General features: G+C 72.5%; 21 protein-coding genes. 13 read left to right on the forward strand and 8 right to left on the reverse strand.

Translation table 11 applies throughout. From position 1 onward, the window contains the following. Positions 1–111: 111 nt before the first annotated feature. Both meaB and QEZ54_RS01540 read right to left on the reverse strand, forming a co-directional pair. Entirely contained in the window at positions 112–1,068 is a 957-nt protein-coding gene (meaB, locus tag QEZ54_RS01535; RefSeq protein ID WP_281302609.1) for a methylmalonyl Co-A mutase-associated GTPase MeaB, read from the reverse strand. Next, entirely contained in the window at positions 1,065–2,246 is a 1,182-nt protein-coding gene (locus QEZ54_RS01540) for an acetyl-CoA C-acetyltransferase (protein ID WP_281302610.1), read from the reverse strand. The genes meaB and QEZ54_RS01540 overlap by 4 nt, the downstream gene beginning before the upstream one ends. Positions 2,247–2,312: 66 nt before the next feature. Here QEZ54_RS01540 and mce point away from each other — a divergent pair, with 66 nt between their 5' ends. Together mce and ccrA are read left to right on the forward strand one after the other, a co-directional pair. Next, positions 2,313–2,792 (forward strand): methylmalonyl-CoA epimerase, encoded by a 480-nt coding sequence (gene mce, locus QEZ54_RS01545; protein ID WP_281302611.1) that lies wholly within the window; start codon positions 2,313–2,315, stop codon positions 2,790–2,792. Positions 2,793–3,079: 287 nt separating this feature from the next. Then, on the forward strand, positions 3,080–4,435 hold the full coding sequence (gene ccrA / locus QEZ54_RS01550) for a crotonyl-CoA carboxylase/reductase (protein WP_281302612.1): 1,356 nt from the start codon (positions 3,080–3,082) through the stop codon (positions 4,433–4,435). Between the two features lie 48 nt (positions 4,436–4,483). Here the strand turns inward: ccrA and QEZ54_RS01555 are convergent, their stop codons facing one another. Further along, the gene (locus tag QEZ54_RS01555) at positions 4,484–5,611 is read right to left on the reverse strand and encodes a transporter substrate-binding domain-containing protein (protein ID WP_281302613.1); all 1,128 of its coding nucleotides are present in this window, start codon (positions 5,609–5,611) and stop codon (positions 4,484–4,486) included. A 233-nt stretch (positions 5,612–5,844) separates the two neighbouring features. Here QEZ54_RS01555 and QEZ54_RS01560 point away from each other — a divergent pair, with 233 nt between their 5' ends. After that, positions 5,845–7,089 carry a DivIVA domain-containing protein gene (locus tag QEZ54_RS01560; protein ID WP_281302614.1) on the forward strand — a complete coding sequence of 415 codons (1,245 nt, stop codon included), beginning with the start codon at positions 5,845–5,847 and terminating at the stop codon, positions 7,087–7,089. 80 nt (positions 7,090–7,169) lie between these two features. Continuing rightward, positions 7,170–8,342, forward strand: a complete 1,173-nt coding sequence (locus QEZ54_RS01565) for a DivIVA domain-containing protein (RefSeq protein ID WP_281302615.1) — start codon at positions 7,170–7,172, stop codon at positions 8,340–8,342. A 19-nt stretch (positions 8,343–8,361) separates the two neighbouring features. Here the strand turns inward: QEZ54_RS01565 and QEZ54_RS01570 are convergent, their stop codons facing one another. From QEZ54_RS01570 to QEZ54_RS01580, 3 genes are all read right to left on the reverse strand, one after another. Next, positions 8,362–9,159 carry an alpha/beta hydrolase gene (locus QEZ54_RS01570; protein WP_281302616.1) on the reverse strand — a complete coding sequence of 266 codons (798 nt, stop codon included), beginning with the start codon at positions 9,157–9,159 and terminating at the stop codon, positions 8,362–8,364. A gap of 194 nt (positions 9,160–9,353) precedes the next feature. Further along, positions 9,354–9,623, reverse strand: a complete 270-nt coding sequence (locus tag QEZ54_RS01575) for a hypothetical protein (protein ID WP_281303015.1) — start codon at positions 9,621–9,623, stop codon at positions 9,354–9,356. A 198-nt stretch (positions 9,624–9,821) separates the two neighbouring features. Beyond that, a complete protein-coding gene (locus QEZ54_RS01580) occupies positions 9,822–11,606 on the reverse strand; it encodes a 3-hydroxyacyl-CoA dehydrogenase (RefSeq protein WP_281303016.1) in 1,785 nt (594 codons plus the stop codon). 154 nt (positions 11,607–11,760) lie between these two features. Between QEZ54_RS01580 and QEZ54_RS01585 the strand changes: the two genes are divergently transcribed. From QEZ54_RS01585 to QEZ54_RS01600, 4 genes are all read left to right on the forward strand, one after another. Continuing rightward, a complete protein-coding gene (locus tag QEZ54_RS01585; protein ID WP_281302617.1) occupies positions 11,761–12,837 on the forward strand; it encodes an RNA ligase (ATP) in 1,077 nt (358 codons plus the stop codon). A 132-nt stretch (positions 12,838–12,969) separates the two neighbouring features. Continuing rightward, entirely contained in the window at positions 12,970–13,563 is a 594-nt protein-coding gene (locus QEZ54_RS01590) for a Uma2 family endonuclease (RefSeq protein WP_281302618.1), read from the forward strand. An 18-nt stretch (positions 13,564–13,581) separates the two neighbouring features. Next, positions 13,582–14,268 (forward strand): SDR family NAD(P)-dependent oxidoreductase, encoded by a 687-nt coding sequence (locus QEZ54_RS01595; RefSeq protein ID WP_281302619.1) that lies wholly within the window; start codon positions 13,582–13,584, stop codon positions 14,266–14,268. Between the two features lie 41 nt (positions 14,269–14,309). Beyond that, positions 14,310–15,809, forward strand: a complete 1,500-nt coding sequence (locus QEZ54_RS01600) for an aldehyde dehydrogenase family protein (protein ID WP_281302620.1) — start codon at positions 14,310–14,312, stop codon at positions 15,807–15,809. A 151-nt stretch (positions 15,810–15,960) separates the two neighbouring features. On the opposite strand, the gene nucS is transcribed toward QEZ54_RS01600, so the two are convergent. Next, the gene (nucS, locus tag QEZ54_RS01605) at positions 15,961–16,620 is read right to left on the reverse strand and encodes an endonuclease NucS (protein ID WP_281302621.1); all 660 of its coding nucleotides are present in this window, start codon (positions 16,618–16,620) and stop codon (positions 15,961–15,963) included. A 72-nt stretch (positions 16,621–16,692) separates the two neighbouring features. Here nucS and QEZ54_RS01610 point away from each other — a divergent pair, with 72 nt between their 5' ends. The 5 genes from QEZ54_RS01610 (at position 16,693) to QEZ54_RS01630 (ending at position 22,065) form a co-directional block, all read left to right on the forward strand. Next, positions 16,693–17,307: a DUF4126 domain-containing protein gene (locus tag QEZ54_RS01610; RefSeq protein WP_281302622.1), complete on the forward strand. Its 615-nt coding sequence runs from the start codon at positions 16,693–16,695 to the stop codon at positions 17,305–17,307. A 92-nt stretch (positions 17,308–17,399) separates the two neighbouring features. Further along, the gene (locus QEZ54_RS01615) at positions 17,400–17,660 is read left to right on the forward strand and encodes a hypothetical protein (protein ID WP_217394109.1); all 261 of its coding nucleotides are present in this window, start codon (positions 17,400–17,402) and stop codon (positions 17,658–17,660) included. 10 nt (positions 17,661–17,670) lie between these two features. Continuing rightward, a complete protein-coding gene (locus tag QEZ54_RS01620) occupies positions 17,671–18,681 on the forward strand; it encodes a hypothetical protein (protein WP_281302623.1) in 1,011 nt (336 codons plus the stop codon). Continuing rightward, positions 18,674–21,403 carry an FtsK/SpoIIIE domain-containing protein gene (locus QEZ54_RS01625; RefSeq protein WP_281302624.1) on the forward strand — a complete coding sequence of 910 codons (2,730 nt, stop codon included), beginning with the start codon at positions 18,674–18,676 and terminating at the stop codon, positions 21,401–21,403. The genes QEZ54_RS01620 and QEZ54_RS01625 overlap by 8 nt, the downstream gene beginning before the upstream one ends. Next, the gene (locus QEZ54_RS01630; protein ID WP_281302625.1) at positions 21,400–22,065 is read left to right on the forward strand and encodes a hypothetical protein; all 666 of its coding nucleotides are present in this window, start codon (positions 21,400–21,402) and stop codon (positions 22,063–22,065) included. The genes QEZ54_RS01625 and QEZ54_RS01630 overlap by 4 nt, the downstream gene beginning before the upstream one ends. Before the next feature lie 187 nt (positions 22,066–22,252). Here QEZ54_RS01630 and QEZ54_RS01635 read toward each other — a convergent pair whose 3' ends face one another. Beyond that, positions 22,253–24,256, reverse strand: a complete 2,004-nt coding sequence (locus QEZ54_RS01635) for a protein meaA (RefSeq protein ID WP_281302626.1) — start codon at positions 24,254–24,256, stop codon at positions 22,253–22,255. Positions 24,257–24,369 lie beyond the last annotated feature (113 nt).

Genomic DNA, 24,369 nt, shown 5'->3' on the forward strand with positions numbered 1-24,369 from the left:
ATGCAGCGACGCGCCGATGCGGTCGGCTTCAAAGGCCGATCGCCGCGCCCGCGAAGGCGGGCGCCGGCAGCGGAGCCGATCGCCGCGCCCGCGGAGGCGGGCGCCAGCAGCTCAGACCAATTCGTCGAGGAGCTTCTCGGCGGCGGCGTAGGGGTCGAGGGAGCCGGCCACGACGTGGTCGGCGAGGTCGGCGAGGCTGGTGCCGGGCAGTTCGGCGAAGCGGGCGCGGAGCTTGCCGAGGGCCAGGGCCTCGATCTCAGCGGCGGCGCGGGCTCTGCGGCGTACCGTCAACTGGTCTGTCTCGACCAGCCAGGCCCGGTGCTCCTCGACCGCCGCGACGATGTCGCCGATGCCCTCGGCCTTGGCCGCGACCGCCTTGACCACCTTCGGCCGCCAGCTGCCCGGCGTCCGGTCGGGGCCGCCCAGCGCGATCATGCCCTGGATGTCGCGGTACGTCGCGTCGGCGCCGTCGCGGTCGGCCTTGTTGATGACGAAGACGTCGGCGATCTCCAGGATGCCCGCCTTGACCGCCTGGATCGCGTCGCCCATGCCCGGCGCGAGCAGCACCAGCGTGGTGTCGGCCAGGCTGGCGATCTCCACCTCGGCCTGGCCGACGCCGACGGTCTCGACCAGCACCACGTCGCAGCCGACCCCGGCCAGCACCCGCACCGCCGCCGGGGTGGCGGCGGCCAGCCCGCCGAGGTGCCCCCGGCTGGACATGGACCGGATGTAGACGCCCGGGTCGGTGGCGTGGTCCTGCATGCGCACCCGGTCCCCGAGGATCGCGCCCCCGGTGTACGGGCTGGACGGGTCCACCGCCAGCACGCCGACCCGCTTGCCGGCCGCGCGCAGCGACCGGACCAGCTCGTTCGTGGTGGTCGACTTGCCCACGCCGGGCGAGCCCGTGAGCCCGACGACCATCGCCGCCCCGGCCGTCGGGGCCAGCGCGGCCGCGATCTCGGGCAGGTGCGGCGAGCCGGACTCGACGAGGGTGATCAGACGCGCGACGGCCCGGGCCTCCCCGGCCCGGGCGCGTTCGAGCAGCTCAGGGATCGAGCTGAGATTCACGCAGCCACCTTGAGGATGAGCGCGTCGCCCTGCCCGCCGCCGCCGCACAGCGCGGCCGCGCCGACGCCGCCGCCGCGGCGCTTCAGCTCCAGCGCCAGGGTCAGCGCGAGCCGGGCGCCGGACATGCCGATCGGGTGGCCCAGCGCGATGGCGCCGCCGTTGACGTTGACGATGTCGGACGCGATGCCCAGCTCGCGCATGGACTGGATGCCGACGGCCGCGAACGCCTCGTTGATCTCGACCAGGTCCAGGTCGGCCGCGGTCAGGCCCTCCTTGGCCAGCGCGTGCTTGATCGCGTTGGCGGGCTGGGCGTGCAGCGAGTTGTCCGGACCGGCCACGTTGCCGTGCGCACCGATCTCGGCCAGCCAGACCAGGCCCAGCTCCTGCGCCTTGGCCTTGCTCATGACCACGACCGCGGCGGCGCCGTCGGAGATGGGCGAGGCGGACCCGGCGGTGATGGTGCCGTCCTTGGCGAAGGCCGGGCGCAGCTTGGCCAGCGTCTCCGGGGTGGTGTCGGGGCGTACGCCCTCGTCCTCGCTGATCACGACCGGGTCGCCCTTGCGCGCCGGGATGGTGACCGGGGCGATCTCCTCGGCGAAGTGGCCGTTCTTCTGCGCGGCGGCGGCGCGCTGGTGCGAGGCCGCGGCGAACGCGTCCTGCTCCTCGCGGCTGATCTCGTAGCGCTTGTTGTGGTGCTCGGTCGACTCGCCCATGGCGATCTGGTCGTACGCGTCGGTGAGGCCGTCCAGGGCCATGTGGTCCTTGATCACGACGTCGCCGTACTTGTAGCCGTTGCGCTGGCCGACGAGCAGGTGCGGGGCGTTGGTCATCGACTCCATGCCGCCCGCGACCACGATGTCGAACTCGCCCGCGCGGATCAGCTGGTCGGCCAGGGCGATCGCGTCGAGGCCGGACAGGCAGACCTTGTTGACGGTCAGCGCGGGAACGCTCATCGGGATGCCGGCGCCGACGGCGGCCTGCCGGGCGGTGATCTGGCCGCCGCCGGCCTGCAGCACCTGGCCCATGATCACGTACTGGACCTGCTCGGGGGCGACCCCGGCGCGCTCCAGCGCGGCCTTGATCGCGACAGCGCCGAGCTGCGTCGCGGAGAGGTCCTTGAGATTGCCCAGCAGGCGGCCCATCGGCGTACGCGCGCCGCTGACGATCACTGAAGTCATGTGAACAGCCCTCCGAGTGGCCTGGATTACGTTCCGCCTTAACGATGGTTCGGTCAGACTAACCGCATGACCGAACCAGCATCCCTGTCGACCTCGTCACAGAGTGTCAAGTCGCTCTCCGTCGGGCTGCAGCGCATCGATCACGTCGGCATCGCCGTGCCCGACCTGGACGCCGCCATCGCCTTCTACGAAGGTACGTTCGGAATGGTCTGCACGCACACCGAGACCAACGAGGAGCAGGGCGTACGCGAGGCGATGATGCAGGTCGCCCCCGGGGTCGAGGGCGGCGCGATCCAGCTGCTGGCCCCGCTGCGCCCCGACTCCCCCATCGGCAAGTTCCTGGCCCGCAGCGGGCCCGGCATGCAGCAGCTGGCGTTCACGGTGGTCGACGTCGAGGCCACCTCGGCCGCACTGCGCGAGCACGGGGTGCGGCTGCTGTATCCGCAGGCCAAGCGCGGGACGGCGGGGTCGCGGGTCAACTTCGTACACCCCAAGGACGCCGGCGGCGTGCTGGTCGAGCTGGTCCAGCCGGCAGTGGACCACTGAACGACTGAATCATCGTTAAGCCAGGCGTGGAGTTTTTCACAGACCGGTTCCGGCTCAAGCTACCGACGAGTAACGTCCCGGCCACCTGAGCCGCCATGTGTGTCGACCACATGGCGGTCCCAGCAGGACCGCGCCCACGATGGGTCGCCGGTGGGGAGTCGCGACGGTGCGCCGTCCAGGCGAACCGTCGGACGAGCCACTGGCGAAGCACTCAGATCCCGGAACCAGGCGCCTCGCACGCTCAGCTCCACCGGGCACCTGCGTTCCCTCACCACGGAGGTGGCGCCGTGCAAGAAATCCTCGACGTGATCATGGAGGCCGAGGACTCCCCCGACCCCGCCGAGCACCTGCGCAAGCTGGCCGCGGTGCCGGTACCGGCCGCATACCAGGGCATGGTGGTGCGCGCTGACGAGGTCGCGATGTTCGACGGCCTGGCCACCCGGGACAAGGACCCGCGCAAGGCGCTGCACCTGCAGGAGGTGCCCACTCCGGAGCTCGGCCCCGGCGAGGCGCTGATCGCGGTGATGGCGAGCGCGGTCAACTACAACACCGTGTGGACGTCCATCTTCGAGCCGATGCCGACCTTCGGGTTCCTGAAGAAGTACGGCCGCCTGTCGCCGCTGACCGCGCGCCACGACCTGCCGTACCACGTGGTGGGTTCAGACGCTGCGGGCGTGGTGCTGCGCACCGGCGCGGGCGTGACCAAGTGGAGGCCCGGCGACCAGATCGTGGCGCACTGCCTCAACGTGGAGCTCGAGGACGCGACGGGGCACGACGACACCATGCTGGACCCGCAGCAGCGCATCTGGGGCTTCGAGACCAACTTCGGCGGCCTGGCCCAGCTCGCGATCGTCAAGGCCAACCAGCTGATGCCCAAGCCCGCCCACCTCACCTGGGAGGAGGCGGCCAGCCCGGGGCTGGTCAACTCCACCGCGTACCGGCAGCTCGTGTCGCACCACGGGGCCAACATGAAGCAGGGCGACGTGGTGCTGATCTGGGGCGCCAGCGGCGGGCTCGGGTCGTACGCGACACAGATGGCCCTCAACGGCGGCGCCATCCCGGTCTGCGTGGTGTCCTCGCCGGACAAGGCCGAGCTGTGCCGCCGGATGGGCGCCGACCTGGTCATCGACCGCGTCGCCGAGGACTACCGGTTCTGGTCCGACGAGCACACCCAGGATCCGGCCGAGTGGAAGCGGTTCGGGGCGCGCATCCGCGAACTGACCGGCGGCGACGACCCGGACATCGTGTTCGAGCACCCGGGCCGCGAGACCTTCGGCGCCAGCGTGTACGTGGCCAAGAAGGGCGGCACCATCGTCACCTGCGCCTCGACCAGCGGCTACGAGCACCAGTACGACAACCGCTACCTGTGGATGTCGCTCAAGCGGATCATCGGCAGCCACTTCGCGAACTACCGCGAGGCGTGGGAGGCCAACCGCCTGATCGACCTCGGCCGCATCCATCCGACGCTGTCGAAGTCGTTCCCGCTGGAGCAGACCGGCCAGGCCGCGTACGAGGTGCACCGCAACGCCCATCAGGGCAAGGTCGGCGTGCTGTGCCTGGCGCCGGAGGAGGGCCTGGGCGTACGCGACCAGGAGAAGCGGGCCCGCCACCTGTCCGCCATCAACCGCTTCCGCGGGGTCTGACCACGGCGCGTGGGACGGGTGCCGCACCGCGGACCCGTCCCACGGTCCTCACTTGCGCCAGGGCGCCGCGGGCTCGCACGGATCGGTCCGCTCGGGACGGTGGTCGATGCCGTGCGCGCCGTCGATCTCCTTGAGACCCAGCTGGCCGAGCGTCGTCCTGAACGAGTTGGGCCAGCCCAGCCGCAGGAACCGCGACAGCGCCTCGTTGACCTTCGCGCAGAGCTTGGGAGAGTTGTTGGGCAGGCCGATGCCGTACTGCTCGACGCCGACGGACAGGAACTTCGGCACCTCCTTGCGCTTGTCCGGCGGCAGCGACCCCACGTACGCCTGGATGATCGCCAGGTCGGTGGAGACGGCGAGGTCCGGCTCGGAACCCGAGAAGAAGCGCTGGAAGCAGGCGCGCAGCGTGGGTTCCACGACGACGTCGTAACCGAGCTTGCGCAGCCGCAACTCGGCCGTCGACCCGGACGGCACGCAGACGCGGTGGATGTCGTGCACCGACTGAGCGGTCCTGTCGTGCGTGGCGAACCCCTCCACGTCGTTGAAGTACGGGCCCGCGAAATCGATCAGCTCCTTGCGCGCCTCGGTCATGGAGAAGTTCGAGATCACCAGCTGAACCGGATTGTCGCCGGTCAGCGCCTGAATCCGGTCGTCGTTGTCCTCCAGCGGCACCCATTGGATGCTGGTCATCTTCGGGAAGTAGTCGAGCAGGGCCTGTGCGACGGAGACGTTGAACCCGTGCCGACCGAGCCCGTTGCCCTCGTGCCAGCCGGGGTACCCGGGCTCGACATAGCCGATCCGCACGTCACCGGAGAGGAAGTCGTAGGGGTCGGGCTCGCGCACGAAGTAGTAGACGACCCCGCTCACGGCCAGGATCAGCACCGAGAGGTAGACGGTGATCCGGCGCCGGTTGCGCGGGATCCGGGCCTTGCGGGTGCCGCCCAGGCTGCTGACCCCCTTCGCCGTGAGGATCGCGAAGATCACCCCGGCGACCTCGACGGGCAGCGCGAGGATGGCGGCGACGTTGGCGCCCCAGTTCTGGTTGAACAGCAGGAAGGCGACGCCGCCCACCAGAGTCAGCCCGATGGGGAGGATCCAGTACAACTCGTCGCGCAGGCTCAGGCCGCTCCCTGGCGGCGGGGGCTCCGGCGGGGTCGAAGACATCGACGTGGACACATGTCGACCTTAGAAGCACCCGTCCACCGCGGGTATCGCCGCCGGACCCGCCGCGGTGACCGAACGGTCACAGTTGTGGCTCGTCCCACACCCCGCCCACCAGGCATTTCCAGGCAAAGTGGGCAATTGGTTTCCCTTGCGGATCTTCCCGGTTGAAACGACTGACCGTTCGGAGGGCGAAAGTGCCCCCACGCTCTTGCGGAGCACCTGGGGTCATCTGCGAGTATGTCCCAATGCCCCAGCAGCCGTCCAACGTCGCGTTCTTCGATGGCGCGAACACTCAGCATGACTTCACTGTCGTCCTGCGCGGTTACGACCGTACGCAGGTAGATGACTTCGTCGGTCGCCTCAACGCGCAGCTCGCCCAGTCGGAGCAGGCCCGCAACGAGGCCGAGCAGCGCATGAACGACGCCCAGCGTCGGCTGCGCCAGGCCGAGCAGCGACTGAGCTCGGTCGAGCAGAAGCTCACCGACACCAGCAAGCAGCTCGAGGAGAACAGCCGCCCGACCCTCTCCGGGCTCGGCACGCGCGTCGAGCAGATCCTGCGCCTGGCCGAGGAGCAGGCCAACGACCACCGCGGCGAGTCCAAGCGGGAGTCCGAGGGCATCCTGTCCGCCGCCCGCCTCGAGGCCCGCGAGATCACCGACAAGGCGCGGGCCGAGGCCGCCGCCATGAAGGCGACCGCCGAGCGCGAGGCCGGCAACCTGCGTACCGCCGCCGAGCGCGAGGCCGCCGAGGTCCGGGTGCAGGCCCGCCGCGAGGCCGACACGCTGCGCGCCGACGCCGACCGCGAGACCAAGCAGCTGCGCACCGCCACCTCGCACGAGGTCGCCGAGCTCAAGGCCACCGTGGAGCGCGAGGTCGCCACCCTGCGCGCCACCGCCGAGCGCGAGATCACCCAGCTGCGCGCCAAGGCCGCCCGCGAGGCGGAGGAGAAGCGCGCCGAGGCGTCGAAGATGCTGGCCGACGCGCGCGACAAGCGCGACAAGGACCTGCAGGCCCTCCAGCTGGAGCTGGCCGAGCGCCGCGAGAAGTCCGAGCGCGAGGAGACCCAGCGTCACTCCGCCGCCGTCGCCGCCACGCAGAAGCTGGTCGGCGAGGCCGAGGAGCGCGCCCGCGCCGCCGAGGACCGCGCCAAGGAGATCGAGCAGCGGGCCGAGGCCCGCCGGGTCGAGTCCGAGCGCACCGCCGCCGAGACCACCGAGAAGGCCCGGGCCGGGGCCGAGAAGGCGGTCAACGAGGCCAAGGCCGAGGCGCACCGCCTCGTGACCGAGGCCCGCAACGAGGCCGAGCTGACCACCAACGCGGCTCGCCGCGAGGTCGAGGACCTCACCCGCCAGAAGAACGCGGTCACCGCGCAGCTGGGTCAGATGCTGTCCGGCCTGGCCGGCATCGTCCCCGGCGTCGGTGCCGCGGCGCCCGCCCCCGCGGCCGCCGCTCCCGCCGAGGAGAAGCCGAAGGCTGCGGACGGCGAATAGCCGATCACGCTTCGCATTAGGTCGCGCCGTGCCCTTTTCCGGAGGGGTGCGGCGTGACCTTTTATGTGAAGATGGACCGCATGTCGCATGGCGGAGACCTGTTCGCTCTCGGTGAGGGCGTCTCATCCGAACCCAGCTTCGACGTCGCTCTGCGGGGCTATGACAAGAAGCAGGTTGACCGTTACGTCAATCAGGTCGAGTCCGACCTGTCGACCCTGGCCGCGGAGCGAGATCAGGCCTTCTCCCAGGTGCAGGCCCTCGCGGGCCAGGTGCAGCAGCTCCAGCTCGAACTGTCCGACGCCGCCCGCCGCTCGGTGCCCGCGCGGATCTCGTTCCGCCACCTCGGCGCCAAGGTCGAGCAGATCCTCGCCCTCGCCGAGGACCAGGCCGACGACCTGCGCAACAACGCCCTGCAGGAGATCTCCGACCAGCGGTCCGAGGCCGAGCGGCTGCTCGCCGACGCCCGCGACCGCGCCGCCACCGCGACCCGCGACTTCGACCTGGCACTGGCCTCCCGCCGCGCCGAGGAGCGCAAGGACGAGGAGCGCCGCCGCGTGGAGCTGAGCGACGAGACGCAGCGGCTGCGCACCGAGGCCCGCGAACTGCTCGCGCACGCCCAGCTGGAGGCCCAGCAGCTACGTACGGTCGCCGCGCAGGAGGCCGCCTCCCGGCGCCTGCAGACCGACAAGGACCTGACCGCCGTCAAGAACGCCGCCGAGGCCGAGGTGGCCAACCTGCGCGCCGCGGCCGAGCAGACGGCCGCCGACATCCGCGCCGCCGCCGAGCAGGCCGCCGCGGGCATCCGCGCCGCCGCGGACCAGCGCGTCGGCCAGGCCGAGCAGGAGGTGGCGCGGGCCCGCGAGGTGGCGGCGCAGCAGCAGGCGGCCGCCGAGCGGGCGCAGCAGGAGCTGGCCGCCACGCGCAACCAGATCGCGGCCGACCAGGCTGCCGCGGCGCAGGCGCAGCAGCGCCTGTCCGAGCTGCAAGGTCAGCTCGCCGCCGAGCTGGAGCGCCTGGCGACCGCGCAGCGCGAGGCGGAACTGGCCGAGCGCCGCCGCGCCGAGGCGCTGCGCCCGGTCGAGCCCAAGGCCGACGAGCCCGAGGCCGACGAGCCTGCCGCCGACCGGCCCGCCGCCGACACCGCCGCCGAGCCGGCCGCAGCGGCCGGGCCGGTCGACGAGCCCACGGTCATGCTCGGCAACGACGAGCAGACGGTCGCCCTGTCCACCGACCAGACCCGACCCGCCCGCTGAGCTCCGCCCCCGGCGGCGGTCAGGCGCCGCCGGGTCCGGGCACCGGGCGGTCGGCGAACGCGGCCACGGTGCGGTCGGCGTACGCGCTGGCGTCGCCGTACTCCATCGGGCCGGACCAGGTGGTCGGGAGCGGGACGGGCACGCCCGGCGCGACCCGCGCCACGATCGCGTCCAGCACCGTCTCGGCGTCGCCGACCCACAGGTGCTTGGCGCCCGGCACGCCCACGACCTCCGCCTGCGGGATCGCGGCGAACCGCTGCGCGGCCTCCGCCGGACGCAGGTAGTCGTCGAACTCGGGCACCAGCGCGGTCACCGGGCGCCCCGAGCCGGCCCAGACGGCCAGGTCGCCGGGCTGGGAGAAGCGCAGCGGCGGCGACAGCAGGATGGCGCCGTCCACGGCCGGGTCGCAGCCGTACTTCAGGGCCAGGTCGGTGCCGAAGGACCAGCCGACCAGCCAGCGGTGCGGCAGCTCGTGGAACTCGGCGTACTCGATCGCGGCGGCGACGTCGAAGCGCTCGCCGACGGCGTGGTCGAACGCGCCCTCGCTGGTGCCCCGCACGCTGGAGGTGCCGCGGGTGTTGAAGCGCAGCACCGCGATCCCGGCCAGCGCCGGCAGCCGCCAGGCGGCCTTGCGGTAGACGTGGCTGTCCATCATGCCGCCGTGGGTGGGCAGCGGGTGCAGGCAGATCAGGGTCGCCACCGGATCGCGGTCGGCGGGGACGGCGAGCTCGCCGACCAGGCGCAGGCCGTCGGCGGTATGCAGTTCGATCTCCTCCCGGCGCGCGGGCAGGATCGAGTTGGCGCGGATGGCGGTCACGCGTCCAGTCTGCCCGCCCCCGGCCCCGCTAATCACGACCCCACCGGGTCACGGTGATCACACCGCGCATCGGCCGCGCGCGACGCTGGGGGATTCGTGCAGTTTCGGGGAAAGTGCAGGAGTCCAGGCCAAGATTCGTGCACTTTCCCCGAAACTGCACCATCGCGGCGCGCGGCGCGGGGCGGCGCGCGCGCTCAGCCGTAGCGGGGGGCGTTGCGGGTGCGTTGGATGTTGGGTCTGCGCTGGTGGCGGCCGCGCCAGCAGGTGGTGTGCCAGTGGCGGCGGTCGCCCGCGTCGCCCCAGCCGTCCGAGGGCCAGGCCACCACGTGCGCCACCCCGCGCGGAATCTCCTGGTCGCAGCCGGGGCAGCGGTATGCCTTGTCCGAGGTGTCCCCCGACAGGTGCCGCACGGTCCACTCGCCGTCCGGATCGTCCCGGACGTACTCGATCCCGCGCCGGGACATGCCTTCGTCCAGATCGCGCTTGGCGCGGTCCTTCGGATTGTTGCGACGCGGGCTCATGTCGACCAAGCGTACTGGTGCCCCCGAACGTCACCGCCCGCCCATGACCGCCCGAAGCCGATCAAGATCGCTCAAGTTGCTGGGCGATCGGGCACTCGACGTCCCAAGATACGCCCGATTGCCCGGCAACTTGGCCCAAGATCAGCGGTGGGTGTGGTCGCGGAAGCCGCGGCCGGTCTTGCGGCCGAGGTAGCCGGCGGTGACCAGGTGCTCCAGCAGCGGCGCCGGGGAGAAGCCGGGCTCGCGCAGCTCCAGGTACAGCTCGCGCTGGATGGCCAGGGAGACGTCGAGGCCGACCACGTCCAGCAGCTCGAACGGGCCCATCGGGTAGCCGCAGCCGAGCTTCATCGCCGCGTCGATGTCGTCGGCCGAGGAGTAGCTGGCCTCCAGCATCTTCACCGCGTCGTTGAGGTACGGGAACAGCAGCGCGTTGACGATGAACCCGGCCCGGTCCGCGCAGCCGACCGCCGTCTTGCCGAGCCCGGCGACCACGGCATGGGCGGTGGCGAGCGTGGCGGGGCTGGTCCGGATGGTCTCGACGACCTCGACCAGCGGCATCACCTGCGCCGGGTTGAAGAAGTGCAGGCCGACCACGTCGGCGGGGCGCTGGGTGGCCATCGCGCACTCGACGACGGGCAGGCTGGAGGTGGTGGTGGCCAGCACCGTACCCGGCTTGCAGATCTCGTCCAGGCTCGCGAACAGCGCCTTCTTGACGCTCAGCTCCTCGACCACGGCCTCGACGACCAGGTCGGCGTCGGACAGGTGGTCGAGGTTGGTGGACCAGGTGATGCGGCCGATGGCGGCGTCGCGCTCGGCCTCGGTCAGCTTGCCCCGGACCACGCCCTTGTTGAGCGAGGTCTTGACGCTCTCACAGACCTTGGCGGACTTCTCCGCGCCCCGGGTCACGCTCAGCACCTCGTACCCGGCCTTGGCGAAGACCTCGATGATGCCGGTGGCCATGGTGCCGGAGCCGACCACGCCGACGGTGCCGACGCGGCGCGCGGCCGAGGCCTGCTCGGCATCCGACGGGGTGAGCGCGTCGGCGACGACGACCGGCGAGCCGCTCTTCTCGTACGTGTAGAAGCCGCGCCCGCTCTTGCGGCCCAGCAGGCCCGCGGTGACCATCTGCTTGAGCAGCGGCGCGGGGGCGTGGCGCCGGTCCCGGCCGCCCCGGCGGTACATGGTGTCGAGGATCTCGTACGCCGTGTCCAGGCCGATCAGGTCCATCAGCGCCAGCGGGCCCATGGGCAGGCCGCAGCCCTGCTTCATGGCCGCGTCGATGTCCTCGCGGGTGGCGTAGTGGTTCTCGAACATGGTGACGGCGTGGTTGAGGTACCCGAACAGCAGCGCGTTGGCGATGAACCCGGCCCGGTCGCTGATGGTGACGTCGACCTTGCCCAGGCGGGCGCACAGCGCCTCGACATCGGCGACGACCTCGGGCGCGGTGACGACGGTACGGATGATCTCGACCAGCTTCATCACCGGCGCGGGGTTGAAGAAGTGCACGCCGATGACCTGGTTGGGCCGGTGCGTGGCGACCGAGATCTCGGTGACGCTCAGCGAGCTGGTGTTGGTGGCCAGGATCGCGTGCGGCGGGCAGACCCGGTCCAGCTCGGCGAAGATTGCCTGCTTGAGGTCCAGGTGCTCGGGCACCGCCTCGATCACGAAGTCGACGCTGTGCAGGGCGGGCAGGCCGACCTGGAAGTCGACCCGGGCGTGCAGCGCGTCGCGGTCCTCCGGCGACAGCTTGCCCTTGGCCACCGCCCGGTCGGTGGAGCCGGTGAGGTTCTGGCGGCCGCGCTCCAGCGCGTTCTCGCTGATCTCGACGGCTACCACGTTCAGGCCGTTGCGGGCGAACACCTCGACGATGCCCGCACCCATGGTGCCCAGACCGACCACGCCGACCGTATTGATCTCGCGAGCCACAGTGCTCACCCAGTCCTCCCGAACGACCGCTAAGGTTACTGCGGAGTCTGCCACGGCCGTCCGTCCGCCACATCGTGTCCCGGGCGTGAACAAAGCCACTGGGCGTCGATAAATGCGATTGCCGCGCCGCAGGCGTCCCGCGACCATTCTGGGCATGTCAATCCTCAAGGTCGTCGCCGAGCGGCTGGTGATCCATCCGCACCCCAACGCCGACGCACTCGAACTCGCCGAGGTCGGACGCCTGCGCGCCGTCGTGGCCAAGGACGCCTTCCGCACCGGCGACCACGCCGTCTACCTGCCCGAAGGCTCGGTGCTGCCCGAGCCGCTCATCGCCGAGCTGGGCCTCACCGGACGCCTGGCCGGAGCGAACAAGGACCGCATCACCGCGGTACGGCTGCGCGGCGAGCTCTCCCAGGGCATCGTCTGCCGCCCGAAGGCCCTGGCCGACCTCGACCTGGCCGCGGCCGCGGCCGCCGGCACCGACTTCGCCGAGGTGCTCGGCGTGACCAAGTGGGTGCCGCCTATCCCCGTGCACCTGGCCGGGGACATGCACCCGGCCGAGGACCTGCTGCCGTGGCTCGACGTCGAGAACATCCGCCGCTACCCGGCCATGTTCACGCCGGGCGAGCCGGTCGTCGCCACCGAGAAGATCCACGGCTCGGCCTGCCTGATGACGCTGGTGGCCGCCACGGGCACGGTGTTCGCGTCGTCGAAGGGCTTCGGCAAGCAGCGGCTGGCGATCAAGGAGGCCGACGGCAACCTCTACTGGCGCGCCATCCGGGCCTACGACCTGCCCCGGCTCGCCGCGGCCGTCGCCGCCGACCTCGGCGCCGCGCGGGTCGGCGTCTTCGGCGAGGTGTACGGCAGGGGCGTGCAGGACCTGGGCTACGGCGTGCAGGCGAGCACCCGCCCCGGCTACGCCGTCTTCGACGTCGCGGTCGACGTCGACGGCGAGATCCGCTGGCTGACCCCCGACGAGGTCGCCGCGTTCACCGCCGCCCACGACGTACCGGCGGTGCCGGTGCTCTACCGCGGCCCCTACGACGAGGCGAAACTCGCCGAACTCGCCGAGGGCGTCGAGACGGTCTCGGGCACCGGTGCCAACATTCGGGAAGGCTTGGTGGTCAGACCGGCGACCGAGCGCTACAGTCCGGTCACGGCCGGTCGCACCATCGGCAAGCTCGTCTCGACGGCATACCTGACCCGCAAGGGTGGTACGGAGTACGAGTAGGCCCATCCGACTTGCCGGGCAGTCGGGGCTACGAAACCCCTTCAAACCCCCGACTGCCCGGCAACATCGGCCGACGACGCGGACCGACTCGCTCTGCACCCCGCCGCAGACATGTGCCAGGCAGGAGAAGGAATGCAAGCGACGTACGGAATGTTTGATCCACTGACCGATCTGGACGGCATGTGGACCGTGGATCTCGCGGCTCGGCATCTCCCGATCGCAGGCGTTCCGCTGGCTAAATACGAGTGCTGGGATGGACGGCTGTTCCTCACCCCGCACGGGGGCGTGGCGCGATCCCATGGTTCCGCCGCTCTCGGATCGGCGATGATGGACTCTGCCAGGTCGAGGGGCTTATACCTGTGTGGGTCGCTGACACTGGTACTCGGTCAGCCCGACCGGTGGATCCAGCCGGACATCACTGTGCTCGACGGGCCGGTGCGGGGCACGTGGGTGCCGTCTGAGCACGCCGTGCTGGTCGCTGAGTTCGTCTCGCCCGAGAGCCGTCGCCGAGACCGGATCGACAAGCCCGCCAAGTGCGCCGCCGCCGGAATCCCGTGGTACCTGACCGTGGACCTCGACGAGGACCGCGAGCGCGCCTCGGTTGAGTTGTTCGAACTCAAGGACGGCGCATACCGGTCCGTGCGGATCGCGCACGCCGGGCAGACCTTCGAGATCAATTCGCCGTTCGATGCTCGGTTCGATCCGGCTGAACTGCTCATGCGCTGAGCGGCATAGGCTGGCGGGATGCGTTATGTCGTCATCACCGGGGTGTCCCGGGGGCTGGGCGAGGCCCTGCTGAACCAGCTGCTGGCCGAGCCGGATACGACCGTGCTGGCGCTGGGCCGGACGTTCACCGACAACCAGCGCATGCTCGCCGGGCCGAAGCTGATCCTGCGCCACTGCGAGCTGGCCGAGCCGTCCACCCTGCCGACCGCCCCCGAGCTGGGTGAGTTGATCACCGACGCGGACGAGATCGTCCTGATCCACAACGCGGCCGTGGTGGGCCCGATCGGCGCGGTCGGCACCCTGCCCGCCGACGAGCTGCTGGCCGCCGTCACGGTGAACCTGACCGCCCCCGTACTGCTGACGAACACGCTGCTGGCGGCCCTGCCGCCGCGGGCCCGCCAAGTGCGGATCATGTTCGTCTCCTCCGGCGCGGCCCACCGGGTCATCGACGGCTGGTCGGCGTACTCGGCGACCAAGCGCGGCGGCGAGGAGTTCTTCGCCCACGTGGCGGCGCAGCACGCGGACGACCCGAGGGTGAGCGTCGTCAGCGTGAACCCGGGCGTGATGGCCACCGGCATGCAGGAGGCGATCCGGGGCGCCGACTTCGCCGGCCGGCAGCGGTTCCAGGACCTGTATGACAACGATGAGCTGCCCGACCCCGCCGCCGTCGCCGCCCACCTGATCGCCGAGCACTTAAAAGCCTGAGGATGTTTCGGATTACTCACCGGTAGTTCTAGACTGCGCGCGTGACCACGACTTCCCAGCCGCAGCCCGGTGCCAGTGTCGTCAGCGCGGGCGAGCTGATCTCCACCAACCCGGCCACCGGCGAGGAGGTGGCGCGCCTGCCCGTCTCCAGCGCCGCCGACGTCAAGGCGGCCGTCGCGCGGGCCCGCGCGGCGAGCGACTGGTGGGCGCAGCTGAGCTGGCGCGAGCGCCGCCGCCGCCTGCTGCGCTGGCGCAGCCTGCTGGTGCAGCGGATGCAGTCGCTGGCCGAGCTGATGCACCGCGAGGGCGGCAAGCCCGTCGACGAGGCGCTGCTGGAGATCGTCAGCGCCGTGGACCACGCCGCCTGGGCCGCCAAGCAGGCCCGCAAGGTGCTGGGCCGCCGCCGGGTGCCGGGCTCGCTGATGCAGCTGGAGTACGCCGGTTACCTGGAGTACCAGCCGTACGGCGTGATCGGGGTAATCGGCCCGTGGAACTTCCCGATCTTCACCCCGTTCGGCTCGATCGCGTACGCGCTCGCGGCGGGCAACGCGGTGGTCTTCAAGCCCAGTGAGTACACCCCGGCCATCGGCCAGTTCTACGTCGACGCCTTCAACGAGGTCGTGCCGGAGCACCCGGTGCTGCAGATCGTGCACGGCGGCGGCGAGGTCGGCGCGGCGCTGTGCCGCTCGGGCGTGGACAAGCTCGCCTTCACCGGCTCCGGCCCGACCGGCGCGAAGGTGATGGCCGCGTGCGCCGAGTCGCTGACCCCGGTGCTGATCGAGTGCGGCGGCAAGGACGCCATGATCGTGGCCGACGACGCGGACGTGGCCAAGGCGGCCGAGACCGCCGCCTGGGGCGCCAACTTCAACGCGGGCCAGGCCTGCGTCGGCATAGAGCGGGCGTACGTGCACGCCAAGGTCTACGACGACTTCGTCGCCAAGCTCGTCGCCGAGACCGAGCGGATCGACACCGACACCCAGGTCGGCCCGATCACCATGCCGGGCCAGCGCGACATCATCGCCCGCCACATCGACTCCGCGCTCGCCGACGGCGGCCGCGCCCTGCTGGGCGGCCCCGACTCGGTGCGCGGCGCGTACGTGCGGCCCACGATCCTGGTCGACGTGCCGCACGACTCGGCGGCGGTACGGGAGGAGACGTTCGGCCCGACCATCGTGGTGACCAAGGTGGCCAGCAACGACGAGGCGGTGACCCTGGCCAACGACTCCGCGTACGGGCTGGGCTCGTCGGTCTTCTCGAAAGGCCAGGGCATGGCCATCGCGGCCCGGCTGCGCACCGGCATGACGGCGGTGAACTCGGCGTTCGCGTTCGCGGTGCTGCCGGAGCTGCCGTTCGGCGGGGTGGGCCAGTCCGGCTTCGGCCGCATCCACGGCCACGACGGGCTCAAGGAGTTCGCCCGCGCCAAGTCCATCGCCAAGCGCCGCATGCCGAGCACCCCGGCCCTGCTCACCTTCCGCCGTACCCCGGCCGGAATGAAGCTGGCCATGGCCGCCGTGAAGTTCCTCCACGGCCGCTCCCGCTGACCCGCCCCGCCCCGCCTTGCCGCCGCCGCCGCGCCCGACCGGGCCGCGGCGGCTGCAGTTTCGGGGAAAGTGCAGGAATCTTGGCCCGGTTTCGTGCAGTTTCCCCGAAACTGCACGAACGCTTCGCGCGGCGGCGCGCTGCGGCGGCGCGCTAGAAGAGGGTCAGTTCGTCGCGTTCGATGCCGCGGAGGCGGTCGTAGTTGACCACGACGCAGCGGATGCCGCGGTCGGTGGCCAGGACGCGGGCCTGCGGCTTGATCTCCTGCGCGGCGAAGACGCCCGCGACCGGCGCCAGCAGCGGGTCGCGGTTGAGCAGCTCCAGGTACCGGGTCAGCTGCTCCACGCCGTCGATCTCGCCGCGCCGCTTCACCTCGACCGCGACGTGCGCGCCGGAGGCGTCCCGGCACAGCAGGTCGACCGGCCCGATCGCGGTCATGTACTCGCGCCGGACCAGCGAGTACCCCTCGCCGAAGGTGTGCGGGTTGGCCGCCAGCAGCTCCTGCAGGTGCGCCTCGACGCCGTCCTTCTGCAGGCCGGGGTCGACGCCCAGCTCGTGCGAGGTGTCCTCGAAGACCTCCTCCAGGGTGATCCGCAGCTCCTCGCCCGCCTTGTTCACCACCCGCCACACGCCCGGGGCCTCTTCGAGCCTGCAGGGCGGGCTCATCCAGTTCAGCGGCTTGTAGGCCCGGTCGTCGGCGTGGATGGACACCGAACCGTCGGCCTTGACGATGAGCAGGCGCTTGGCAGACGGGAGGTGGGCTGACAGCCGGCCGACGTAGTCGACGGTGCAGCGGGCGATGACTAGGCGCACCGAACCAGCCTAGGCGATGGCCGGTCCTGCGCTCGAAAGGCGGTGGTGGCTGGAAGGTGCCATGCTTGGACCGTGCTCGAACTGTTGACCGGTACCGGCCTGGCGACCGCGGCGGGGCTCAATGCGTACATCCCGCTGATGGTCGTCGGCCTGCTGGCCCGATACACCAATCTGATCACGCTGCCGGGGCCCTGGCAGTGGCTGGGCAACGGCTGGGTGCTGTTGATCCTGGCCGTGCTGCTGGCGATCGAGTTCGTGGCGGACAAGATCCCCGCGGTGGACAGCGTCAACGACGTGGTGCAGACCTTCGTCAGACCGACGGCGGGGGGTATGGCCTTCGCCGCCGGCTCCGGCTCCGAGACGGTGACGGTGTCGAACCCGGCCGACCTGTTCACGCAGAAGATGTGGATCCCGATCGTCATCGGGGTGCTGATCTCGCTGACCGTGCACGGCACGAAGGCGGCCGCGCGACCCGCGCTGAACCTGGCCACGGTGGGGGTGGCCGCACCGGTGGTGTCGACCATCGAGGACACCGCGAGCATCGGCCTGTCCCTGGTCGCCATCATCATCCCGTTCCTGGTCATCCTGGGCGTGGGGCTGCTGATCCTGCTGGCGGTGGTGGCCGCGCGCAAACGCCGGGAACGCCGGGAGCGGCGAGCGGCGGCCCGGGTGCTGTCGCGAAAGTAACAGCCGTTCCCAGGCGTGGCGAAAAGCAAACAAACACCGTAAAACGGCATACTCTCGGAGGTTCATTCCATCTGATCCCCCGTGGAGGTGCCGTGGCCAGCGTCGCCGAGGTCAAAGCCGCCATCGATGCCGCCATGCTGCATGTGCAGGAAGGCCAGGACGCGGTGCGCTCGGCCAACGACCGGCTCGGTGAGGCGCAGCTCAGCCTCGCCACCGCGGTCGAGGGCTCCGGCCACGAAGCCGTCACCGCCGCCCAGGCGGCACTGGCCCAGGCCGCCACCGAACTCGAGGAATGCCTGACCGCGACGCTGCGCGCGGTCGAGCAGGCCGAGTCCTACGTCGCGACGCTGTGAGGCGCAGGGCATGAGTCTCGTCGAAGATCTGGCCGACCAGCTCCGCCTCGCCCGCGAGGAGCTGCCGCTGCCGCAGGTGGCCGGGGCGACCGAGCGGCTGCGTACCGCGTCCGGGCTGCTCGCCTGGGTGCTGCACCACAGCGCGGCGCCCGTCGCGGTGCCCGACCTCAGCCGCGCTGTCGAGCGCCTGGAGCACGCCGCCGCCGCGCTGCGCGTGGCCCAGGACTCCCTCGACGAGTACGCGCTGGTCCTGGGCATGCCCATCGACGCCCAGCGGCGTACCGACGACGGCTGGACCGCCGCCGTGCCGGTGCAGGCCGGCCGGGGCGAAGCCGCGCGGGCGGCCGCCGACTGCGGCCTGTCCGACTGGTGGGGCGAGCGCATCGCCGCCGTGACCGGCGAGTCCTTCGCCGTCGACACGCTGGCCGGGGACCGCGCCGACGCCGCCCAGTCCACCGCCGAGCTGCTGCGCCGCTGCGCCCGCGCGGCGCACGACGGCGACCGCCGCCGCCTGCACCGCCACCTGGCCGCCGCCGGGCCCGCCGTCGGGCTGGGCCTGGCCGCGATCGCACCGCCGCTGATCCGCCACCTCGCCGCAGAGCTGGTCGGTTACCCGCCCCGGCTGGAGGACCTGGCCCGGGTGCGCCGCGCCGCGCTGCCGCTGGGCACCGAGCTGCTGCCGCAGCTGCCCGCCGAGGCGGCCGAGGAGATCGTGGCCCGGATCTGCCACGCGCGTACGCACCGGCCCGCCGACCGTACGCCGACGCACCCGGTCGACGCGGCGACCGCCGCCGCGCTGCTGGTCGCCGCGATGCTACGGGCCACCGGCCGCGACGCCGACGCGCTCAACGAGATCATCGAGGCCGAGCGGGCCGCCGCCGGGGCCGCCCAGCAGCGGGCCACCGAGCGGGCCGAGGCGCACCGGGCCGCGCTGCGCATCACCGACAGCGGCCGCCGACGCTCGGCCGTCGACGAGTTGGGGCGGCCCACGCAGCCCCCCAAGCGCCGCACCGGTGGCTGAGCCGCCGCTGCCCGCCGATCCCGCGCCCCGCCCCGCCGACTCCCGGCAGGGCGGCCGCGGGATCGTCGCGGCCGTACGCCGGGAACTCGCGGCCGCCCGCCACGCCGCGCGCGCCGCGCAGGCAGCCACGGTCACCGCCCGCATCGCCGCCACCGAGCAGCTCGAAGCCGTCCGCCGGTCGGCGCCCCGGCGGCGTCAGGAGCTGCAGGACGCCCGGGACCGCGCCCGCACCGAGGCGCAGACCCGCTGGCAGCGCGAGACCGGCAAGCTCACCGGCACGCTGCGCGAGCTGGCCGAGGCCGCCGCGCCGGGCGCCGCCGGCAGCCTCTGGTCGGCCTGGCGCCCCGGGGCCAAACCGGATCAGCAGAGCGGCTTCGCCCCGGGGCTGCTGCGCATCGGCGTGCTCGGCCACGAGCCGGGGCCGGACGCGCCGCCCGCGCTGGTGCCGCTGCTGGACGCGGCGCACCTGAGCCTGTCCGGCGACGCCGCCGCCACCGTCGACGGGCTGATCGGCGCGCTGCTGCTGCGCGCCCTGGCCAGCGTCCCCGCCGGGTCCCTGCGGGTCACCGTGTACGACCCGGGCCAGCTCGGCGGCGCCCTGGCCGGACTGGCCCCGCTCGCGGCGGGCGGGATGATCACTTACCTGGGGCCGGGCGGCCTCGCCCCGCTGCTCGACGACCTCGCCGAGCAGATCCGCCGCATCAACGAGAACGTGCTCGGCGGGGTCTACCTGAGCGTGGCCGAGCTGGCCGCCGAGACCGGCCGCCGCCCCGAGCCGTGGCGGGTGGCGGTGCTGCTGGCCGACCCGAACGGGGCCGAGCTGAGCCGGTCCGAGCGGGCGCAGCTGGACCGGGTGGCCCGGACCGGCGTCGCGGCGGGCGTACACCTGATCACCCGGGGGTTCGAGCCGGCCGCCGACACCGGCGTCGAATCGATCACGATCGGCGCCGGTACCGCCCGGACCAGCCTGACCGGCGAGATCCCGGTGCAGCTCGACCCGCCGCCCAACGCGACCCTGCTCACCGGCGTCTGCCGGGCGCTGGCCGAGCAGGCCACGGCCGGGCCGCCGCCGGTGCCGTTCGCCGCGCTGCTGCCCGAGCAGCCGTGGCAGCAGTCCTCGGCCGAGGCGCTGCGCGCCCCGATCGGCGAGGGCACCGACGGCCGCCTGGTCGAACTGGTGCTCGGCGACGACCCGCCGCACGCGCTGATCGGCGGCCCGTCCGGGTCCGGCAAGACCAACCTGCTCTACTGCTGGCTGGCCGCGCTGACCACCCGCTACTCCCCCGACGAGCTGGCGCTGTACCTGCTCGACTTCAAGGAGGGCGTGTCGTTCGCCCGGTTCGCCCCGGGCACCCGCGACCCCAGCTGGCTGCCGCACGTACGCCTGGTCGGCGTCAACGTCAACGCCGACCGCGAGTTCGGCCTGGCCCTGCTGCGGCACCTGGCCGACGAGCTCAAGCGGCGCGCCGCCGCCGCCAAGGCGCACGACGCCACCAAGCTGGCCGAGCTGCGCGCCGAGGACCCGACCGGCAGCTGGCCGCGCATCGTCGCCGTCATCGACGAGTTCCAGGTGCTGCTCGGGGCCCGCGACGCGGTCACCACCGAGGCGGTGAACCTGCTGGAGGACCTGGCCCGGCGCGGCCGCTCGCAGGGCATCCACCTGGTACTGGCCAGCCAGGACGTCTCCGGCATCGAGGCGCTGTGGGGCCGCTCCGGGCTGGTCTCGCAGTTCACGCTGCGTATCGCGCTGCCGAAGGCGCGCCGGATCCTGTCCGACGTGAACCTGGCCGCCGAGCTGATCCCCCGCTGCCACGCGGTGGTCAACGCCGACTCGGGCGTGCCGTCGGCCAACACCGTGGTCCGGCTGCCCGACGCGGGCGACCGGGGCACCTGGCTCAGCCTGCAGGAGCAGCTGTGGCTGGCCCGTACCCCCGGCAGCGAGCCGCCCCGGCTGTTCGACGGCGACGCCCGCCCGCTGTTCCCGCTGCTGCCGCCCACCCCCGACCCGGAGCTGCTGGCCCGGCTGGGCGCGGTGGCGCTGCTCGGCGAGACCATCGACGTCACCGGGCGGCCCGCCACGCTGCGGCTCAACCGGGCGCCAGGGCGCAACCTGGCCGTGCTCGGCACCCGCGTCGAGGAGGCCTGCGCGGTCCTGCTCGCCGCCGGGCACGCGCTGGCCGGGCAGCACGCCCCGGGCACGGCCCGGTTCAGCCTGCTGTGCCTGGACGACGACGCCACCACCGCCGCGAAGTCGCTGCACGCGCTGGTCGCGGCCCGCCACCGCTGCGACTGGTACGCCGACGACGACGTGCTCGCCCTGCTGCGCGCGGCGGCCGCCGACACCGACGAGACCCCGCACTACGTGTTCGGCTTCGCCCTGGACGCGGTGCACGACCGGTTGGCCGCCAAACCGGGGCCCGGCCTGCCCAGCGGGCACGAATTGCTGCGCACTGTGCTGTCGCGGGGGCCGGAGCGGCGTACCCACCTGCTGGGCTGGTGGCGCACCGTGGCGCGGCTGCGAGACGACCTCGGCGGCGTCGGCGCCCGCTTCGACACCATCGGCGCCTGGGTCGCCCTCGACGTGCACGGCCCCGAACTGTCCCCGCTGTACCCGCAGGCGGGCGGTCCGGCGTGGGCCCCGCGCACCGGCCGGGCGCTGCACTTCGACCGGGCCGTGCACCAGCGGCCGCAGCTCGTCATCCCGTACGAGGTGGCGCCGTGACCTCCACCCCCGCGGCCCGCTACCGCGCCCTCATCGCCGACCTGGTCGCCGCCTCGCGCCGGCACGAGACGGCGCTGGCCGCCGCCAACCAGTCGCACGCCGACGGGGTCGCCACGGTCGAGCACGACCTGGCCGCCGCCGAGGACGCCGTGGTCGCCGCCGGGGCCCGCGCCGCGCACGCGCAGAAGGTGATGGCCCAGACGGACCTGGCCGCCGGTGCCCTGTGGGACGAGCTCAAGGAGGTACGCGGCCGCCGCGGCCGCCGCCTCGGCCCGACCCCCGCACCGGTCCCCGCCCCCGGCACGCACGAGGGCGCGGTCCTCGACCCGATCGCGCTGCTGGAGGCGGCCGCCGCCCGCATCGACCGGGCCCGCCGGGGCGGCGAACCGCTCCCGCCGCTGGTCCTGCCGCTGCTGTTCGCGGTGGGCGCCCTCTGCTCAGCCGCCGTGACCCTACTCGGCCTCACCCTGCAGACCCTCGGCCCGCTCGGCTTCGTGACCGCCTGGCTCCTGATCCTGGCCGCCCCCCTGGCCGGCCTCATCCCCGCCCGCGACCTCGCCGACCGCTACTGGGGCACCCGCCTCGACCCCGGCGCCACCGCCCTCATCGCCCTGTCCGGCATGCTCACCACCGCCCTCCTAACCCTCACCCACCTCCCCTGACCCCGACAGCACCCCGTCGATCATGAACCTATGGCACGGCTCGACGGCGTGTCGCGTGCACAGGTTCCTGATCGACTTGCGCGCCGCGCGGCCGCCCGCCTTTGGTAGACGCCGGAGAGTCACCCCGCCGAGATGATCAGGAAGTCGTGCACAAGACACACCGTCGAGCCGTGCCATAAGTTCATGATCAACGCGGCAGGGTGGGGGTGGGGAGGTGGGCGGCGCGGACTACGGTGACCAGTTCGTCCATGATGTCGGTGAGGGCGAAGTGCTTGGGGGTGAAGACCCGGGCTACGCCTGACTCCAGGAGGGTGACCGCGTCCTCGTCGGGGATGATGCCGCCGACGACGACGGGAAGGTCGGGCAGGCCCGCTTCGCGCAGGCCGCGCAGGACGGCGGGGACCGCGTTGAGGTGGGAGCCGGAAAGGACCGACAGGCCCACCAGGTCGACGTCCTCCTGGACCGCCGCAGCGACGATCTGCGCCGGAGTCAGCCGGATGCCCTGGTAGACGACCTCGAACCCGGCGTCGCGGGCGCGTACCGCGATCTGCTCGGCGCCGTTGGAGTGCCCGTCCAGGCCGGGCTTGCCGACGAGCAGCCGCAGCCGTTCGCGCCCCAGCTCCCGGGCCGTGGCACGCACCCGCTCGCGCACCCGGGCCAGGTCCGCGTCCGCCCCGCCGGAGACCCCGGCCAGGCCGGTGGGCGCCCGGTACTCGCCGAACACCTCGCGCAGCACGCCCGCCCACTCGCCCGTGGTGACCCCGGCCCGCACGCAGGCCAGCGTGGCGTCCATCAGGTTGGCTCCACCGGCGGCGTCGGCGCGCAGCCGGTCCAGGGCCGCGGCGGCGGCCGGGGCGTCGCGCTGCTCGCGCCACTGCCGCACCGAGGCGACGACCGCCTGCTCGACGGCCGGGTCGACCTGCTCGACGGCCTGCGCCCCGGCGGCGGTCAGCGGCGACGGCTCGGTCTCGGTGTACCGGTTGACGCCGACGACCACGTCCTGCCCCGACTCCACCCGGCGGCGCCGGTCGACCAGCGAGGAGACCAGCGCGCTCTTGAGGTAGCCGGACTCCACCGCCGCCACCGGCCCGCCGAGGTCGAGGATCTGCTCCAGCTCGCGGCGCGCGCCGGTGACGATCTCGTCGACGAGCGCTTCGACCACGTGCGACCCGGCGAACAGGTCGGGGTACTCCAGCAGGTCGGACTCGTACGCGAGGACCTGCTGCAGGCGCAGGGACCACTGCTGGTCCCAGGGGCGGGGCAGGCCCAGCGCCTCGTTCCAGGCGGGCAGCTGCACCGCGCGGGCGCGCGCGTCCCGGGAGAGGGTGACGCCCAGCATCTCCAGCACGATGCGGGCCACGTTGTTCTCGGGCTGCGACTCGGTGAGCCCGAGCGAGTTGACCTGTACGCCGTACCGCAGCCGCCGCTGCTTCGGGTCGGTGACGCCGTACCGGTCGCGGGTGATCTCGTCCCAGAGCCGGGTGAACGCGCGCATCTTCGCCATCTCCTCGACGAAGCGCACGCCGGAGTTGACGAAGAACGAGATCCGCTGCACCACGTCGCCGAGCCGCTCGGCCGGCACCTGTCCGCCGTCGCGGACCCGGTCGAGCAGCCCGACCGCGGTGGCCAGCGCGAAGCCGACCTCCTGCACGGGCGTGGCCCCGGCCTCCTGCAGGTGGTACGAGCAGATGTTGACGGGGTTCCAGGCGGGCGCGTGCACGACCGTCCACGCGACGACGTCGGTGGTCAGCCGCAGCGACGGGCCGGGCGGGAAGATGTACGTCCCGCGCGACAGGTACTCCTTGATGATGTCGTTCTGGGTGGTGCCCGCCAGCCGGGACGGGTCGGCGCCCTGCTCCCGCGCGACGGTGACGTACAGCGCGAGCAGCCACATCGCGGTGGCGTTGATGGTCATGCTGGTGTTCGCCGCGCCCAGGTCGATGCCGTCGAACAGGGCGCGGGCGTCGCCGAGGTGCGCCACCGGCACGCCGACCCGGCCGACCTCGCCGGCGGCGAGCTCGTGGTCGGCGTCGTACCCGGTCTGCGTGGGCAGGTCGAAGGCGACCGACAGCCCGGTCTGGCCCTTGGCCAGATTCCGCCGGAACAGGGCGTTCGTCGCCGCGGCGCTGGAGTGCCCGGCGTACGTGCGCATGACCCAGGGACGGTCCCGATCGGCGAGGCGAGGTTCCATACGCCGATGCTAAGTGAACGTTCAGTAACTTGATCCGGTGAACAATCTCACTGGTAGGCGAGTCGTCCATATCTCCCCGTACCGCAGCGGGATCGAGGGTCCGGACCCGTGGG

This window comes from Catellatospora sp. KI3 (assembly GCF_029948125.1).
GTDB lineage: Bacteria > Actinomycetota > Actinomycetes > Mycobacteriales > Micromonosporaceae > Catellatospora.